This is a genomic window from Streptomyces sp. 5-10 (genome assembly GCF_014712245.1).
GTDB lineage: Bacteria > Actinomycetota > Actinomycetes > Streptomycetales > Streptomycetaceae > Streptomyces > Streptomyces violaceusniger.
The window spans coordinates 514-18321 of record NZ_JACVYG010000010.1 but is presented as its reverse complement, the minus strand read 5'-3'; the positions used below and the strand labels follow the sequence as shown (position 1 = coordinate 18321).

Below are 17808 nucleotides of genomic sequence, written 5' to 3'. Positions count from 1 at the left end.
GTCGGTGGTATGCCGACGACTGCCGTCCGATGTGTCCGTGTCGGTCAAGAAACGATGCACACCATCGAAACACGGAAGGCAATGAACGAGTAAAGCGATGGCAATGTGAGAGATCTCACGATTAATCAGCTAACGACAAAGATGCAGGTGGAGAGGGTATTGCGAGATAGAGGGAGGAATTTCGGCCGCGCCCGAGGCCGCTTTACCTCCCTCGCCGATAACTCGACCAAAAAGCCACTCCGGTGGCCGATTAACGCAGCACAGTGACGGCGCCGACCGTCATGTGGCCACGCCATTCGAGTGATGCGGCGGCCGAGTAGCTGGCGAAGTCGACTGCCCAGTCTGGTGCGTCGCGTCCGGCTCGGCCGGCCAGCGGGACGTGGCGCGCCGGGAAACAGGCCGCCGCGTTGCCGGTGGCGGCCGAGACGGCGTGGCACGCCCTCGACGACCTCGGCGTCCAGCCGGGCGAGCTGCTGCTCGTCCACGGCGCGGGCACCACCGTGGGCGAGGCGGCGGTGCCGGCTGCCGGCAGTTCTTGTGCTCGCTGTTCGACAGCGGTCCGAGAGACTCGAACATCGTCCGCCAACGGACGGGGTTCACCTGGTGAAGAAGTCGATGAGCGTGCGGGCGATGGTGCCGGGCGCGTTCTCCGTGGGGATGTGGTCCGCGCCGGGGATGCGTACGAGGGTGGTGTGCGGCATCTCCGCGGCGAACCGCTCGGCGTACGCCACCTTCTCGTAGGCGTCGTCCTCGCCCCAGAGCAGCAGCTTGGGCGTCGCCGAGCGCCGCAGCGCGGGTACCAGGTCGAGGGTGTAGCGGCTGTCGGCCGCGCCCGCCAGGGCCGTCCAGGAGCGGCGTACCCGAGGGTCGGTCCACGGGGCCAGGTAGTCCGCGACGCGCTGCTCGGTGGCGGCGCCGGCCAGCGCCGCCGTCACCGCCCGTCGGCGGGCGCCGAGGATGTCCTCCGCAGTGGCGCCCGGGCCGCGGAAGCGGGCCACGTGGGGTGCCGGCCAGGAGTCGTAGGTGACCGAGTTGACCAGGGCCAGCCGGGACACCTTCAGCCGGTCGTGAACGAGGAGGTGCTGGGCGATGGCGCCGCCGATGTCATGGCCCGCCACCGGGACCGCTCCACGGATGCCCACCGCGGACGCGAATCTCGCCACCCAGTCCGCGAGGGCCGGGACGGTGGCCGTCTCCGGGGTGAGCTCGCCTCCGGAGCGTCCCAGCCCGGGGAGGTCGACCGCGAGCGGCCGCAGCCCCGCGTCGGCGAGACGGGCCACTACCGGCAGCCAGACCCGGCTCCAGTACGTGCCGTGCAGCAGCAGTACGGCCGGGCCGTCCCGCTCCACGGTCAGGTAGCTGGCCGTCTCCCCGTCCACCTGGACCGTGGTCCTCAGCACTCGCGTTTCGGTGGTGTCACTCATGGGACCACTGTGACCTGGGCCGGTCCCCGTGGCCGAGAGTCCACAAAGACGCCTGCGGGTACATTTCTGCCATGAGCCTCCATCGGGTAGTGGCCCTGCTCACGGAGCCGCAGTCGCCCTTCGAGGTCGCCTGCGCCGCCGAGGTCTTCGGCGCGGACGTCCCCGAAGTCCCGGCCCGCTACAGCTTCCGCGTCTGCGCCGAGCGACCCGGCCTCCTGCGGACCACCGTCGGCTACTCGATCCTCGTCGACGCGGGGCTGGATGCCGTGCAGGAGGCGGACACCGTGGTCATCCCCGGCTGGCAGCAGCCGGCCGCACCGGTGTCGCCGGCCGTCACCGAAGCGCTGCGGGCCGCCCACGGGCGCGGGGCGAGGATCGTCGCCATCTGCACGGGCGCGTTCGTCCTCGCCAGGACCGGGCTGCTCGACGGCCGCCGCGCCACCACCCACTGGCGCAGCACGGCCCTGCTCGCCGCCGCCTTCCCCGAGGTGCGGGTGGACACCGACGTGCTCTTCGTGGACCACGGCGACGTGGCGACCAGCGCCGGCACCGGCGCGGGTATCGACCTGTGCCTCCACCTCGTACGGACGGACCATGGGGCGGCCCACGCCGCCCGGATCGCCCGAAGCATGGTCCTGCCACCGCACCGCGAGGGCAGCCAGCTCCAGTACGCCACTCCCCCCGTGCCGGCCAAGGCGGACGAATCCCTGGCCCCGGTGCTGGACTGGGCCACCGCGCACCTCGGCACCCGGCTGACCCTCGACCGCCTCGCCGAACGCGCGGGACTGTCCCACCGCACCCTTGCCCGCCGGTTCACCGAACAGCTCGGCACCAGCCCGGGACGGTGGCTGCTCACCCAGCGCATCAACGCGGCCCGGGTACTGCTGGAGCAGACCGACCTGCCAGTCGAAGCCATCGCCACCCGGGTCGGCCTCGCCTCGGCGGTCAACCTGCGCCGCCGCTTCAGGGCACACCTGGGCACCACACCCGGCGCCTACCGGCGCGCCTTCGGCGAGACGTGACGCTCTCGCCGCACCCTGCTCGCCGGTGTGCGCCCGCGCGATGCTGAGCGCTGCCACACGCACCCGCTCTCGGCAGGGATCGCCGCCCCGTCCGCTGTCAGGCCCGGCCGATAAGGTCCCGTGCCATGACCTCGGACAACCGACTGGGCGAACTGCGCGAGCTGCTGGCGACGGGCAAGCCGGTCAAGATACGCAAGGCCATCGGGGAACTCGTCCTGATCCGGGACGACGGTACGGCGCTCGACCTGGCCGCCCGGTTCGAACGCGCGGCCGAGTACTCCTCGGAGACGCTGCTACGGCTGTGGCCCAAGGCGGCCGACCCGGACGGCTTCTGCGCCGCCCTCCTCGTCCCCGCCTTCGCGCGCGAGAACCGCACCTCGCTGCGCCTGCGCCGGATGACCTCGCTGACCGGCCTGCGCCACCTCACCACGCTCCGCGCCCTGCACATCGACCGCTGCAAGGAGATCACGGACCTCACCGAGGTCGGCGAACTCACCGGCCTCACCGACCTCGATCTCAACGGCTGCGCGGGCATCGAGGACCTGGCCCCGATCGGCCGTCTCACCGGACTGACCCGGCTCAACCTGCACCGCTGCCGGGCCGTGTCGGACATCGCGCCGCTGCTGACGCTCGGGCGGCTGCGCGAGCTGGACCTGAGCATGACCAAGGTGCGGTCCGCCGACGGCTTCGGTACGGCGTTCCCCGCGCTGGAGACCCTGACGCTGCGCGGCTGCCGCTCCTTCAAGGACGCCTCCCCCCTGTCCGGGCTGACCCGGCTCACCCACCTCGACCTCGGCTGGACCGGGATCCGCGACCTGACCGGGCTGCGGGACGTCCCCGCCGTGACCCACCTGGACCTGCGCAGCTGCGGCCACCTGCGGGACCTGACCGGCATCGACGCGCTGCCCGCCCTGACCGACCTGACCCTGGACGACTGCCCCCGTCTGAAGACCCTCCACGGGCTGGGCTCCCACCCCGGCCTGGAGTGGCTTGGTATCAATGGCTGCACCGAACTGACCGACCTGAGCGCGCTGTCCGCGCTGACCGGGCTGCGGAGGCTGTTCATCACGCGGGCCGAGCACCTCACCGACCTGCGCGGACTCGAAACCGTTCGCGACCTGGGGCAGGTCTTGCTCGAAGACTGCCCCGCTCTTGGGGACTTCTCCGCGCTCACCCAACTGCCGTCACTGGGCGTGATCAACCTGCGGGGCATCCGGCAACTCCGCGATCTCTCGCCGTTCGCGGGGGTCTCCGGCCTGGAGTTCCTCAGCGTCGGACGCTGCGACAACCTGGTCACCCTGGAGGGCCTGGAACGCCATGACCGGCTGCACGAGTTGTGGGTCTCCCACTGCCGCACCCTGCGCGCCCCCGGCCGCCTCGGTGAACTGCCCGCCCTGCGCGAGGTGCGGATCCAGGACTGCCCCTCGCTGACCGGCCTCGACGGCCTCGGTGACCTGCCCGCGCTGCGCAAACTCAGCGTCGAGGACTGCGCGGTGCTCGTGGACCCCGGCGGCCTGGCCGGTGCCCCGGTGGACGACCTCACCTTCTCCCAGGTGCCGAACCTGGGCTCGCTGCGCGCCCTGGAGGACTGCCCCGACCTGAGGAAACTGGTGCTTGAGGACTGCCCGCGCGTGGCCGGCATACCGGCCGGGCCAGTCGTCGACCTCAACATCAAGGGCGTGGACTGGCGGGACCTCTCTCCCCTGGCCGGTCACAAGAACCTCCGCGTCCTACGGCTGTGGCTGCCCGAACTGAAGGACATCGGCGCGCTGTCCGGCCTGCCCGGCCTCACCGACGTCCACCTGCTCGAGTGCAGGGCTCTCGAGGACGTGAGCCCGCTGCTCGACCTGCCGTCCCTGACGAAGGCCGCGCTGCCCTTCCGCTTGACGTGGGAGGCGTACGACGGGCGGCCCGGCCCCCTGCACACCGCACTCACCGAGCGGGGAGTGGACCTGGCCCGCTACTGACCGCGCGCGTCGCCCCCAGCCGCCCGGCCTCCCCCACACCAACACGACCCGGCCGCTCTCAGCGTCCTCCGTTTGCCTGGGTCCGGCTGGGCGACCTTGTCGGGGCGCGGGCGCTGTTCGAGCAGATCGGCTACCGGATGCGGCGCCGGATCGGATGGGATTCCGGCAAGCACAGAGTCTTTATGTCCGGATGCTGTGACCGCGCTGGTCAGCCACCGCTGGCGGGCTGTTGTTGGAACACATCGTTCATGATCTTCTCCGCTGTGCCGCCATGGCCGCCCGGAGCCGTGACGCGTAGCCAGAGGAAGTAGTCGCGTGGCGTCCGATCCTTCTGTCCGGGCAGGCGCCACCAAGTCCTCAGGGAGCGGACCAGGTAACCGGTCCTGCCCTCGTCGGTGTCGACGAGACGGTAGCGCGTGTAGGCGTCGTGCCGGGGCAAGGTGCCCGGACTCGGGCCGGGGCGGCGAGAGTAGAACGTGTCACGGTCGCCTCCCGTACAGGCGGAGGGGCATGCGTACACCACCAGCTCCATGCGCAGTGGCCCGTCCGGAGTCCTGAACGTGCACGACAGTCCGTCCTCGTGCTCTTCGCCGTGCGGTGTGTGGGCACAGCGCACGGGACGCGGCAGCCGCACGGCCATCCAGAACGTGCTGTGCAGCTGGATCCCGAGGATCTCGGAGCGCTCGTCACCGCGCCATCGCGCGCCGTGGAGTCGCTTGGCGGGCTCGTCGTGGTACAGGCCGAACCGGGACCTCTTCGGCAACTCCGGGCGCGGCAGATCCCGCGGCAGGCGCTCGCCTGGCCGCGCGGGGCCGGTGAGTCCGGCGTTGCGCAGCACGGTACGCGCGATGGCCTCCGCCATCTCGCGTGTCCGGGCCGTCGTGGCGAACTCCATGCTGACATCCACGATCACCACCGCGTTGTCGACCCGAGCGCGTATGACGCCGATGGGGATCGAAGCGGTGCCGCTCAGCTGCCGGGCGGCCGGATCGGTGGCGGGCAGGAAGGCGTTGCTCGCCACCGCCGAGTCTCCGACGCCGTCGCGCCGTGCGGGCTCGAGCATCGGGAAGCTCCGTACCCACCGCTCGGCGGATGCGCTGCTGTTACGGCCCGGCTCGGCCGCGGTGAAGCCCACGCCCACGGTGACCATGGCGTCGGGGCGGAACGGTGCCTGCTCCGCGTAGACGCAGCTGCTGGCGCTGTGCAGTTTCGGGTAACCGGAATCGATCAACTTGGGCGCGCGCCAGACTCCGCGGTCCTTGTCGTAGCCGGTCACCCTGGCGGGGTCCGCCAGTACCGGACGCAGGTCATGGGGCGTGAGCAGGGTACAGGCCCGGTCGAGCGAGCGGATCGGACCTGCCGCGGGGGGACCGCCCAGGGCGCCGGTGATCAGGGCGAACGCAGCCAGCGACGCGACGAGGCCGCCCGCCATGGCCAGCGCCTTGTCCTCCAACTCAACGCGCCGCGTCAGCAACCGCTCGGACTCTTCGTCGAGCGGGAACTCCTCACTGCCGGACTGCTGGGCTCGGCGGGTGGCCGCGTCCGCGGCGAGCGCGTGCTGTAGTTCCAGGTGCCGGAAGCGGTAGGAGCCGCCGGATTGCCGCAGTACTCCGCGGCGGTGCGCGTCCCGCAGGAAACGCGTCAGGCGCCAGGGCAGATGCCCGCCGAGGCCGAGCCAGAACCGCGCGGCGCAGTAGCGGCCCCAGGCGGAGACGGCGCAGCTCCACACCCCGATGCCGATGGCCAGCGCGACGGCGGCGGTGGTCCAACGGGCCGTGTCCACGAGGTCCTGCCCCTGGCGGAGTCCCCACAGCGGCACGGCGATCGACACACACGCCAGAAGGCCCTTGTGCATGCGCAATGGGGCCGGGCTGCCGGGGAGGGAGACGACGGCGAACCAGAGCGCGGCCCGGCGGTCGGCCCGCAGGAGGGCCTCGGGGCCGTGGGTCTCGGGGTCGGCCGGGGCACGCACGGCGTTGCGCAGGGTGATGAGGCCCAGGACCAGCAAGCCCCCGGTGCAGGTAACGGCGGCGGTCCGGATCGTGTTGCCGCCTGTCGTGGCGGCCAGCACCCACAGGACGCCGAGCAGTACCGCGCCGAGGCCGAGCGAGATACGCCAGCGGGTGTTGCGCAAGGCCGACCGGACGTCGCGGGGCGTGGGGCGCCGTAGCCGCTGGGGCTGCGGGAATTCGTCGTCCGCGGTCTGGTACCAGTCCGCGACCACGGCCCCCGTCCCGCCGATGAGGACGACCAGCCACATGGGCAGCGGCATCGCGGAAGCGCTCTCGGCCCATGGCAAGCCGGTCAGGGAGACGGCGACGGCGAGCAGCGCGGGCAGGGGCAGCGTCAGCAGCATGCGGGCGCGCAGTGGCACCATGCGGTCCACGTGCCACCAGGCGATGTCCGGCTGTTCCGTCTCGGTCTGGCGCAGAGCCAGTTCACCGAGCCAGCGGTGGGCTTCCGCCCCCGTCCACGTCGGTCCGGCGCCAGGTGCGGCGGTGCTGTCGGGCGCGTAGGCGGCGTCCACGAAGGCGCTGAACAGGTGCCGTTCCAGGTCATGCGCGGTGTGAAAGCGCCCGGGCGTGAGGAGTTCGGCGGGGTCGGCGGTGGTGTCGCTGTAGGCGGCGCGCGCGAGCGAGACCATCAGCGGCGTGCGCAACACGGCGCGCAGCAGCCGTACTTCATGTGCGTCGTCACGCTCATCCGCCAGCGGGGCGAGCACCGGGTCCCACTTGGTGCCGGTGCTCGCCTCCCGCGGCCCCTTTGCCGTGCGAGGGCGTGCCGAACGCGGCAGGTAGGCGCGTACGTCCGCCACGTCCAGCGGGCGCAGTTCGACGGCGGCCATGCCCGCCAGCCGTACGTCCCCCTCCTCCACCGCCGTGGTGAAGGCGGCGCTGCGGCTGGTGAGGATCAGCGGCCCGGTGCCGCGCAGACTGTCACGCAGCTGTCTGAGCGCGGTCACGCGTACCCTGGCGGGGAGCTCGTCGAAACCGTCCAGTACGGGCAGCACGAGCCCGGACGTGATCAGCTGATGGGCCACCGCACGGCTTGGTGCGACGGGCGAGGTGAGTACGTCGGGGTGGTCCTCGGCCAGGGCTCCGGCGGCCCACCACCACAGGGACGGTTGTACGCGCGGATTCCAGGAGCCCAGAGGCAGGACGACCGGTACCGGCTCGGTGACACGGCGTCGGCGCAGCAGATCCCTGGCGAGGCGGAGGACGAGGACGGACTTGCCCGCTCCCGGAGCGCCGAGCACCAGCAGCCGGCCGCGTGGGAGCCGAGCGTACTGATCAACGATATGGCTGAACTCGCCTTCCAGAATGGGCACTTCACCGTCATCGGCGAGGCTCTCGTGGTGATCGCCCAGACCAGGCGCCGCGGGCGCCCAGCGAACGGTGAGCGGCATCGGATCGTCTGTGCGGCTGCGCGCCTCCTCTTGTGCGTACCGTACGGCCAAGGTCCGGGCGAGCGCCTCGGCGGTGTCGTGGAGGCTGCTGTGGGGAACCTGGATGAGAAGGCGGCGGACCTCACGGCGGTGACGCGACACCAGCCCCGCGCCCAGGAGGACGGCGAGGCTCACGCACCCCGCCGCCGCCAGCCACCTGGCTCGGACTCCGGACACCAGGCTGCTGCCCCCAGCCCCCAGGAACACCCCCAGCGCGACCAGAACAGCACCGGCGAACGCGGCAAACAGATAGTCCCGGCCCACGGGCCGCACCTGGGCGATGACGCTGCCCACACTCTGCGCCTGGATGACCGGACCGTGGAACGTACCACCCGATATCTCGTTGCGGCCGCCGCGCGCAGGACCGCTCCCGCGGGCCTCTCCCGGCCTCCGCCGCATGGCCGAACCACCTCCCCCCAGGCAGACCGCAGTCCCATACTGCACGCTCCGTCCGCGAGCGGGACCCTCACGCGGCCCGCCGTTGCGCACCCGTGATCCCGGATACCGGGCCTCCTCGAGCGCTCAGTGAGAGCGACCGGCGCGCGGTTCACTGGTGCACCGCGTCGACGCCCACCTGACCGGGGCACCCCATCGACCGCGGCGGTGAATACACCTCCGCCGAATTCCGAGGTGCGAATACGGGAGCTGGAACTGAGGCTTTCGCCTTCACCGAGACCTTCTGGAACTGTCGCCGTCCACACAAGCACAAGACCCGCGGCTAAAACCTCACACCAGCCGAGACCAGATAGCGGCAGCACCATGCACTCGCAGCGCAGAGATCGAGTGTCCAAGATCAGGGCAAAACTTCGGTCAAGATGTCCAGCTGCGTACCGGTCATCGTCGCCACCAGACTGCGCAAAGGCTCGGCATGCTCCGGGAAGGGAGCCGCGTCGCTGCTGCGTAAGGCCCTTGCCACGGTGCGGGCGATGGGCGTCACCGCGCAGATCATCGTCCGCGCCGACTCCGCGCACTTCGCCGGCCCGTGGACCGCCACCGGCCACCGTCTGCGCAGCTGACACGGCAGTGGTAGCTCCGGTGTCCTTGCCGGTCGGAGGCCGGTTGGGGGATGAGTACGGCCACCGCGACGCTCGCAATTCATGCGGTGGATCGAGGCTGCGCGCATTATCACGGTGGGCGAATAGAGATCATGGAGTAACCTGCGCGGACGCGGCCTTTCGATGGAAAGCACTACGGAACGCAACCGAAACACTTCAAGATCATTCCCGCGCCCTCCCATGTTAAATCCGAGTATCGGGAGCCCAGAGCGGTGATCGCAAGCACGGAGATAGCTTCACATGCGCGGACATCAGGGCTAAAGTCTTCTGCGGCTACAGCCATTGACACGGGGTATTTTGACGCCGCTACGAACAGTAGCGGCAGACGGGGGACTTTCAGAATGGCTCCTGTGGAGTACATGGACGCGCTCTCTCAACTCAGAAACATATATCGAGAAACGTCCGACGGGAATGCAGGCATTGTCCTCGTTCGCGGTGGGATGGCGAGCGGTAAAACCAGACTCCTCTACGATTTCCTGCTGAATTCACGGGACGCGGGGGCGCTCACGTTAATCGCGCACGGCTCCCAGGCCGAGCGCACGGTCCGCGGCGGGGTGATCGAGCAGATCCTGCGCGGCGGCGGGCTGGGCATGGACGCCGGCGTGGACGCGTGCGCCGACGACGGCCGCGCCGACCGGCTGGTCCAGCGAGTGTGCGAGCGGCTGCTGGAGGTGTCGAGGAAGCGCCCCGTCGTCATCGGCGTGGACGACGTGCATTTCGCGGACGACGTCTCGCTGCAAGCGCTGCTTCATCTGCACCGCCGCATTCACGGGTCGCGCATTCTCGTGGTGCTGAACATGTGGGAACGATCCCGCCCGACAATGTCCTTGTTCTGCGCCGAGCTGAACCGGCGTCCCGTCCACACGCTGCGGCTCGCGCCGATGTCGCGGGACGCGGTCGTCGAGCTGGCGGCCGGCTCGCTCGGCCGGCAGACGGCGCTGCGCATCGCGCCGGTCTTGATGGAGCAGAGCCGGGGGAACCCGCTGCTGGTGAACGCGCTGGTCGAGGAATGGAGCGTCGACCAGGTCGGCAAGGACGGGCCGCCGGAGCCGGGAACCGAGTTCGGGCTTGCCGTCCTCGGCAGCCTGCACCGCTGGGAACCGCAGCTGCTGGACGTCTGCCACGCGCTGGCCGTGCTCGGTGAGCACGCCACGGAGTCGCTGCTCGTCCAGCTCGCGCAGGCGCCGCCGGAGTACGTCACCGAGGTCATCGACATCCTCGACGCGGCGGGGTTGCTCGCCGACGGGCAGTTCCGGCACTCCACCGTCCGCCTGGCGGTCCTCGGCGACCTGGCCCCCCACGCGCGCTCGGCCATGCACCGGCGCGCGGCCGAGCTGCTGCACCAGCGCGGCGTGTCCGCGACCGACATCGCCGAGCACTGCCTCGCCGCGGGCGGCATCAGCGGCCCCTTCCAGATAAGGACCCTGCGGGAGGCCGCCCGGCAGGCGCTCGCCACCGACCGGCCCGCGCGGGCCCAGCGCTACCTTGAGCTCGGGCTGGCGGCCTGCGACGACGAGCAGGAGCGGCTGGAGCTCACCAGGGCGTGCGCCGAGGTCGCCTGGCGGGTCCACCCCTCCACCGCCGCGTACTCGTCCGCGGCGGTCCTCGACCGGGACCTCGGAGCCCTGACCAGCCGGGATGCGGTCACCGTGGTCCAGCGCTCCCTGTGGCACGGCGAGTTCGACACCGCCGCCCGGGTCCTGGCCCGGCTCGGGGAGTCCGGCGTCCTGCCGGAACCGCAGGTCTCGGCCGAGCTGCGCCTGACCCTGCACTGGTACTACGGCGCCACCGTCGACCGCTCCTGCGGGCCGGTCGACATCACGGCGCTCGGCGAGCACTGGACGCCCGCCGGCGACCCGTGGACCGCCATCGCCGACTCCCTGAGCACGCTGTGGACCGGAGCCGACAGCAAGGAGGCCGTGGACAGCGCCGAGCATGTCCTGAGGAGCTTCCGGCTCGACGAGATCGGGCTGGAGGTCCTGGCCACCGCACTGCTGACCCTGGCGTACGCGGGTGAGGGCGACGAGGCGGCCCGCCAGTGCGACCGGCTCATCGACGAGGCCGTGCGGCGCGGCGGCGTCACCTGGCAGGCGCTGCTGCGCGCGGTCCGCGCGGAGATCGCGCTCTCCCAGGACGATCCGGGGTCGGCGACGACGCAGGCGGTCCAGGCGCTGCAGCTGCTGCGTCCCGGGGAGTGGGGGGTGCTCATCGGGTATCCGCTGACGTGCCTGCTGTTGGCCGACGCGGCGCGCGGGCGCGCCGACGCGATCGCCGAGCCGCAGCGGCTGATCGTTCCAGAGGCGATGTTCGGCACCGTCATCGGCCTTCGGTACCTGCACGCCCGCGGGAAGTACTACCTGGCCACAGGGCATCTGCTCACCGCGATCACCGACCTGCAAGCGTGCAGGCAGATCATGCGCGACCGGGGCCTCGGCGCGCCCATGCTCGTGCCGGTCGACAGCGACCTCGCCGAGGCGCGAATGGCGCTCGGGGCGCCGGAGCCGCCCGTCCTGAGCGACGCCGAGCGCCGGGTCGCGGTGCTGGCCGCCGACGGCCACTCCAATCGGGAGATCAGCCGCAAGCTCTGGATCACCGTCAGCACGGTGGAGCAGCATCTGACGCGCGTCTACCGGAAGCTGGAGGTGAGCGGCCGGCCGCAGCTCCAGGACCGGCTGGCCCGCTGGTCGTCGGTCGGGGCCCAGCCGAGGGGCGCCTGACGTGCCGGCCCGCGGCTGGTACGGCGCCGCGCGCGGACGGGGCCGGTTCCGGCCCCGCAGGAGGGGCCGGAACCGGCGGCACGGCCGCCTGCGGGGGACAGGGGGTCGTGCGCTGGGAAATATGGATTTCTCCGTGGGGCCCCCGCCCCAGCGGATGTCGGACGGAGTGAGGGCGCAGACCTCGCCGATGCGCAGGCCGGGCTCCCACATCAGGCGGCGGGCGATGTAGTCGCGCGCCGCCGCGGGCATGTGCCGACGGCAGGTGGTCAGTTCCTCGCGTCGGCCCTCACCTTCGTGCGACCGCCGCGGCGTCCCCCTCCTTCTGCCGCTTCGCCGCCGAGACGACGGGGACGCGGCGCAGCAGCAGGCCGACGCCGACAGCGCAGGCGGCGACAACGCCCATGCCGGTGATCGCGGCGACGTTCATCCCCTGGACGAACGCGTCTCTGGCCGTGGCCAGCAGGTCGGCCCCGCCGCCGGGCAGGTGGGCGGCGACCGCGTCGGCGCCGGCGAGCGTGCTGCGCGCGGAGTGGACGGCGTCGCGCGGTGCCCCGGCGACGGTGACGTCCGCCATCTTCTGGTGGTAGACGGCGGCGCCGACGCTGCCGAGGATGGCGAGGCCGAGGGCACTGCCGAACTCGTCGCTCGTCTCGGTGATGGCGGACGCGGCGCCCGCCTGCTCCTCGGGAGCGGAGTTCAGCACGAGGTCGGCCACGATCGGCCCGGTAATCATCACTCCGGAGACGACGGTGCCCGCCCCGACCAGCACGAGCCACAGATGCGAGTCGGCGGTGATCCGGGTGACCACGACGAGCCCGACACCGATCACCACGAGCCCGCCGATGAGGATCCGCGCGGGGGGCACCTTGGCCGACAGCGCGACCGACGCCACCATCGCGACCATCAGCGCGGGGAACGCGCTGAGCGACCAGAGCGCGGCCTCCAGCGGCCGCATACCGAGGACGAGTTGCAGGTACTGGTTGGAGAACAGGCTGATGCCGGTCAGCGTGAACGTCGCGATGATCTTCACCAGGACGGACGCGCTGAACATCGGGACGCGGAACAGCCGGACGTCGATCAGCGGGGACGGGTGGCGGAGCTGCCGGAGCACGAACAGGGCGCCGAGCACCAGTCCCACGGCCAGGCTGCCGACCGCGAGGTTGCTGTAGCCGTCGACCGCGAGTTTCTTGGTCCCGTAGATCGCGGCGAGGACGCCGCCGAGCGACAGAGCGGCGCCGAGGAGGTCGAACCTCCCGGCGCGCGGAGGCCGGAACTCCGGCAGCAGGATCGGGCCGAGGACGAGCAGCAGCACCATGATCGGCCCGTTGATGAGGAAGACCGACCCCCACCAGAAGTGGTTCAGCAGCAGGCCGCCGATGACCGGGCCGAGGACCGCGCCCGAGGTGAGGGCGCCGGTCCACATGCCAATCGCGGCCTTGCGCTCCTTCTCGTCGCGGAACATGTTGCGGATCAGCGCGAGCGTGGACGGCATGAGGGTCGCGCCGGCGAGTCCGAGCAGCCCGCGCGCGGCGATGAGCATCTCCGCGTTGGGCGCGTAGGCGGCCGCCACCGAGGCGCCGCCGAACGCCGCGGCGCCGAGCAGGAGCAGGCGGCGGCGCCCGATCCGGTCGCCCAGCGCCCCCATCGTGATCAGCATCCCGGCCAGCGCGAAGCCGTACATGTCCATGATCCATAACTGCTGGGTACCGGACGGCTCGAGCTCGGCACTGATGAACGGCAGCGCGAAGAACAGCACGCCGATGTCCATGGAGATGAGCAGGCAGGGCAGGACGAGGACGGCCAGGCCGATCCATTCTCTTGAACCTGCCTTAAGGCTCGCGTCAGGCATGTGTGTCCCACCTCTCAAGTTGCTGTGCCAGGCCGCGAGAGCGGCACTGATTATGGCGCATACTCTTTAGTATGACCCGCATACAGTTGCCTGGCGTATATAGTGCACACAGAAGAGGGTGGGTCGTCAACCCGGGACAGCGAAGAGGGATCTGTGAGAGAGACCGACGGTGCGAAATTGCCGGCTGCCATCGAGGCGGTCTGGGGGCTGCGCGAGCGTCCCCAGAAGGGCCCGAAACCCGGGCTGAGTCTTGAGCGCATCATCGGCGGCGCCGTCGCGATCGCCGAGGCCGAAGGCATCGGCGCGGTCTCGATGAACCGGGTGGCCATGGACCTCGGCGTCACCACGATGGCGCTCTACCGCTATGTCGGCTCCAAGGACGAGCTGCTCGTCCTGATGACCGACGCGGCGTTCGGCGCTCCACCCGACCTGGCGGCCGAGCCCGGCGGCTGGCGGGTCGGGCTGACCCGCTGGTGCTGGGCGCTGCTGCACGTCCAGTGCAAGCACTCCTGGATGCTGCGGATCCCGGTCAACGGCTACCCCACCACGCCGAACCAGCTCGGCTGGCTGGAGACCGGTCTCGCCTCGCTGGGCGACACTCCGCTGGATGAGCACGAGAAGCTGTCGGTAATGCTGACGCTCTCCGGCTTCGTCCGGATCCAGGCGACGCTGGCCTCCGACATCGACGACTACACCCGGGCGACCGGCACCGCGGCCGACGATGCGCCCGCCTCCTACGCCCGGGTGCTGGAGAAGCTCGCGAGCCCCGAACGCTTCCCCGCCCTCAACGCGGTGATCGCGTCCGGCGTCATGGATAGGCACGACGAGCCCGACACCGAGTTCATCTTCGGGCTGGAACGGTTCCTCGACGGAATCGAGCTTCTCGTGCGGGAGAAATCCTGACGTTTCCGGAAGGAAAATGGAACCCCGGGGACAAAGGTGGCCGTATATCGCGGCCCTGTCCCCGGGGAGGTCAGCCGGAGAGTCCGAGCTCGTTGTCGAGGATGCCGAACAGTTCCTCGGCGGTCGCCTCGTCCAGCTCCGGCCCGGACGCGTCCGGTGCCGCGAAGAACTCCGTGTGCAGGTACTCGGCGACCGCCGCCACCGTCGGGTAGTCGAAAACGAGAGTGGGCGGCAGCCGGTGCCCCGTCACCGCGGTGAGCCGGGTCCGCAGTTCCAGGGCGGTCAGCGAGTCGAACCCGATGTCCAGGAACCCCCGGCCGGTGTCGACCGCGCCGGACCGCTCATGCCCGAGCACCGCGGCGGCCTGCGCCCGCACCTCGTCGAGCAGGACGCGCCGGCGGTCGGCGTCGGACCGCCCGTCGAGCCGATCCAGCAGCCCGGACCGGGCGGCGGCGTCCACGCCGGCGCTCGCCGAGCGGCGTGCGGACGCGGGCGTGAGGCCGCGCAGCAGTGGCGGGATCTCGCCGGTGCGGGCGCGGAGCGCGGCGTGGTCCACCCGGAGCGGCACCAGCAGCGCGTCGTCGCGGCCGAGGGCGGCGTCGAACAGCGCGAGGGCGTCGTCCACCGGGATCGGCGGCAGGCCCTGGCGGCGCATCCGGTGCCGGTCGGCATCGGTGAGCATCCGCTCCATCCCCGCGCCGCTCCACAGCCCCCAGGCCTGCGACTGCGCGGGGAGCCCCGCGGCGCGGCGGTGCGCGGCCAGCGCGTCCAGGAACACGTTCGCCGCCGCGTACGTCGCCTGACCGGCCGCCAGCACCATGCCGCCGGCCGAGGAGAACATCACGAACATCGCCAGGTTCGCGGTGGCGGTCAGATCGTGCAGATGCCACGCCGCGTCGGCCTTCGCGCTCATCACCCGCCCCAGGCCGACGGGCGTCTGCGTCCCGACCAGCGCGTTGTCGATCACCCCGGCGGCGTGCACGATCCCGGTGAGCGGATGCTCGTCCGGAACGGCGTCGAGGGCTTCGGCGAGCCCGTTCCGGTCGCCGACGTCGCAGGCCAGGATGGTCGCCTCGGCGCCCAGCGCGGCCAGCTCCGCCCGGAGTTCCGCCGCCCCGGGCGCCGTCGGCCCGCGCCGACTCAGCAGCAGCAGCCTCCGGACGCCGAACCGGGCGGCCAGGTGCCGCGCGACGACCGCGCCGAGCCCGCCGACACCGCCGGTGACCAGCACGGTCCCGTTCCCGTCCAGACGCGGCGGGGACGCGGCCGCCTCCGCTGCCGCCCGCGCCAGCCGCGGTACCAGCACCCTGCCCTCGCGCAGCGCGCATTCGGGCTCCGCGAGGCCCGCCACGGCGGGAAGCAACCGCGCCGACTCCTCGCTCCCATCGACGTCCACCAGGACGAACCTGCCCGGGTTCTCGGCCTGGGCCGCGCGGACCAGGCCCCACACGGGCGCCGCGCCGAGGTCCACGTCCTCGCCCGGGACGGTCGACATGGCACCGCGTGTCACCACCACCAGCACGGACTCGGCCCGTTGCTCGTCCCCCAGCCATTCCTGGAGGGTTCCGAGCGTACGCTCCGCCGTCTCCCGTGCGCGCGCGGGCACGTCCCCGGAGAGCGTCTCGACCTCCAGGACGGTGACGCCGGCGGTGTCCCCGCCGGGCTCGCCAGTAGGGACGCGGTCGGCGGGCAGCGGCGACCAGGTGACCCGGTACAGGTCGCCGCCGCCCGCGCGTCCGGCGCCCAGCTGATCCGCCGTCACGGGGCGGCCGGCGAGCGACCGCGTGGACAGCACCGGCCGACCGATGCCGTCGGCCACCTCCACCGCGACCGTCCCACGCTCCCCCGGCGCGATCCGCACCCGAAGCACCGAGGCCCCGGTCGCGTGCAGCGCCACGCCCGACCAGGCGAACGGCAGGACCGTCGCCCCGGACGACTCGCCGTCCGCGACGAGCCCCGCGTGCAGCCCCGTGTCCAGCAGCGCGGGATGCAGACCGTACCGCTCCGACTCGGCGTCGACCGGGGCGGGCAGCGACACCTCGGCGAAGACCTCGTCCCCGCGCCGCCAAGCCGCCCGCATCCCCTGGAACGCAGGCCCGTAGCCGTAGCCCTGGTCGGCGAGCCGGTCGTAGAAGCCGTCGAGCACCATCGGGGTCGCGTTGGGCGGCGGCCACTCCGCGAGGTCGAAACCGGGCGGGACGGCGCCGGAGACGAGCGACCCCTCGGCGTGCAGGGTCCACGGCAGATCGTCCGCGGCCTCGTCCTGCCGCGAGTACACCTTGACCGTGCGCCGCGCGGTCTCCCCGGACTCGTCCATGGCACCGACCACGACCTGGACCGACACCCCGCCCCTCTCCGGCAACGCAAGCGGGGCCTGGAGGATCAGGTCCTCAATGAGATCGCAGCCGACATGGTCGGCGGCGCGCACGGCCATCTCCACGAATGCCGTCCCCGGCAGTAGCACCCTCCCCAGGACGGTGTGATCGGCCAGCCACGGCTGCCCTTCCACCGACACCCTCCCCGTCAGGATCGCCCCGTCCGAGTCCGGACGGGCGATCGCGGCCCGCAACAGGGGGTGCTCCACGGCCCGCTGGCCAATCCGCGAGACGTCGTCGGCGACCTGCGGCTTCAACCAGTAGGAACGATGCTGGAAGGCGTAGGTGGGGAGGTCGACGCGGCGGGCGCCGGTTCCGGCGAAGAACTCCTCCCAGGCGATGGGAACACCGTTGGTATGGAGGCGTGCCAATGCGGTGATGAGGGTGGTCGCTTCGTCCCGGTCGCGTCGAGAGGCCGGGACCACCGACGCGTCGTCGACGGTCTGCTCGACCATGGGAGTCAGCGCCGCGTCCGGGCCGACCTCGAGGAACGTACGCACACCCGCTTCCGCCACACACGCCACCGCATCCGCGAACCGCACTGGACGACGCACCTGACCCACCCAGTAACCGGCGTCAACCTCGCTCAGCGGCTCCCCAGTGACCGTGGAAACGACCGGGATCCGCGGCGGCCCGAACCTCATGCCCTCAAGCGCGCGAGCGAACTCCTCCAGCATCGGCTCCATCAACGCCGAGTGGAACGCATGCGACACCCCCAACCGACGCGTCTTCCACCCCCTGCCCGCACACACCCCCACCACCTCGGCAACAGCCCCCTCAACACCAGAAACCACCACCGACACCGGACCGTTGACCGCCGCGACCTCCACCCCACCCGACAACAGCGGCACAACCTCACCCACCGGCGCCTGCACCGCCACCATCGCCCCACCAGAGGGAAGCGCCTGCATCAGACGGCCACGCGCACCAACCAACACACACGCATCCGCCAGCGAAACCATCCCAGCCACATACGCAGCCGCAACCTCCCCAATCGAATGCCCCACCAGATAATCCGGCCGCACACCCCACGACTCCAACAGACGAAACA

Annotated in this window: 9 protein-coding genes; 5 read left to right on the top strand and 4 right to left on the bottom strand. The window is 71.5% G+C overall.

Features of this window, described 5'->3' with window-relative positions; genetic code table 11:
- Positions 1-596: 596 nt before the first annotated feature.
- Positions 597-1424, bottom strand: a complete 828-nt coding sequence (locus tag IEJ02_RS14640; protein WP_191065277.1) for an alpha/beta fold hydrolase — start codon at positions 1422-1424, stop codon at positions 597-599.
- Between the two features lie 71 nt (positions 1425-1495).
- Here IEJ02_RS14640 and IEJ02_RS14635 point away from each other — a divergent pair, with 71 nt between their 5' ends.
- Together IEJ02_RS14635 and IEJ02_RS14630 are read left to right on the top strand one after the other, a co-directional pair.
- Positions 1496-2446, top strand: a complete 951-nt coding sequence (locus IEJ02_RS14635) for a GlxA family transcriptional regulator (protein ID WP_191065276.1) — start codon at positions 1496-1498, stop codon at positions 2444-2446.
- A gap of 125 nt (positions 2447-2571) precedes the next feature.
- Positions 2572-4413 carry a leucine-rich repeat domain-containing protein gene (locus tag IEJ02_RS14630; protein ID WP_191065275.1) on the top strand — a complete coding sequence of 614 codons (1842 nt, stop codon included), beginning with the start codon at positions 2572-2574 and terminating at the stop codon, positions 4411-4413.
- A gap of 208 nt (positions 4414-4621) precedes the next feature.
- On the opposite strand, the gene IEJ02_RS14625 is transcribed toward IEJ02_RS14630, so the two are convergent.
- Positions 4622-8257, bottom strand: coding sequence for an NACHT domain-containing protein (locus IEJ02_RS14625; RefSeq protein WP_191065274.1), 3636 nt, complete (start codon positions 8255-8257; stop codon positions 4622-4624).
- A 416-nt stretch (positions 8258-8673) separates the two neighbouring features.
- Here IEJ02_RS14625 and IEJ02_RS14620 point away from each other — a divergent pair, with 416 nt between their 5' ends.
- Positions 8674-8874, top strand: a complete 201-nt coding sequence (locus IEJ02_RS14620; RefSeq protein WP_191065273.1) for a hypothetical protein — start codon at positions 8674-8676, stop codon at positions 8872-8874.
- Positions 8875-9254: 380 nt separating this feature from the next.
- Positions 9255-11630, top strand: coding sequence for an AAA family ATPase (locus IEJ02_RS14615; RefSeq protein ID WP_317985796.1), 2376 nt, complete (start codon positions 9255-9257; stop codon positions 11628-11630).
- Positions 11631-11916: 286 nt separating this feature from the next.
- On the opposite strand, the gene IEJ02_RS14610 is transcribed toward IEJ02_RS14615, so the two are convergent.
- Positions 11917-13479: an MFS transporter gene (locus IEJ02_RS14610; RefSeq protein ID WP_191065271.1), complete on the bottom strand. Its 1563-nt coding sequence runs from the start codon at positions 13477-13479 to the stop codon at positions 11917-11919.
- A gap of 177 nt (positions 13480-13656) precedes the next feature.
- Between IEJ02_RS14610 and IEJ02_RS14605 the strand changes: the two genes are divergently transcribed.
- Positions 13657-14382 (top strand): TetR/AcrR family transcriptional regulator, encoded by a 726-nt coding sequence (locus IEJ02_RS14605; RefSeq protein WP_223863827.1) that lies wholly within the window; start codon positions 13657-13659, stop codon positions 14380-14382.
- 70 nt (positions 14383-14452) lie between these two features.
- Here IEJ02_RS14605 and IEJ02_RS14600 read toward each other — a convergent pair whose 3' ends face one another.
- A complete protein-coding gene (locus IEJ02_RS14600; RefSeq protein WP_223863855.1) occupies positions 14453-17797 on the bottom strand; it encodes a type I polyketide synthase in 3345 nt (1114 codons plus the stop codon).
- Positions 17798-17808: the final 11 nt, after the last annotated feature.

Bases quoted from the DNA above. Each gene is read 5' to 3' on its own strand.
- IEJ02_RS14610 (WP_191065271.1), bottom strand. From the start codon at position 13,479: ATGCCTGACGCGAGCCTTAAGGCAGGTTCAAGAGAATGGATCGGCCTG.
- IEJ02_RS14625 (WP_191065274.1), bottom strand. From the start codon at position 8,257: ATGCGGCGGAGGCCGGGAGAGGCCCGCGGGAGCGGTCCTGCGCGCGGC.
- IEJ02_RS14635 (WP_191065276.1), top strand. From the start codon at position 1,496: ATGAGCCTCCATCGGGTAGTGGCCCTGCTCACGGAGCCGCAGTCGCCC.
- IEJ02_RS14615 (WP_317985796.1), top strand. From the start codon at position 9,255: ATGGCTCCTGTGGAGTACATGGACGCGCTCTCTCAACTCAGAAACATA.
- IEJ02_RS14640 (WP_191065277.1), bottom strand. From the start codon at position 1,424: ATGAGTGACACCACCGAAACGCGAGTGCTGAGGACCACGGTCCAGGTG.
- IEJ02_RS14620 (WP_191065273.1), top strand. From the start codon at position 8,674: ATGTCCAGCTGCGTACCGGTCATCGTCGCCACCAGACTGCGCAAAGGC.
- IEJ02_RS14630 (WP_191065275.1), top strand. From the start codon at position 2,572: ATGACCTCGGACAACCGACTGGGCGAACTGCGCGAGCTGCTGGCGACG.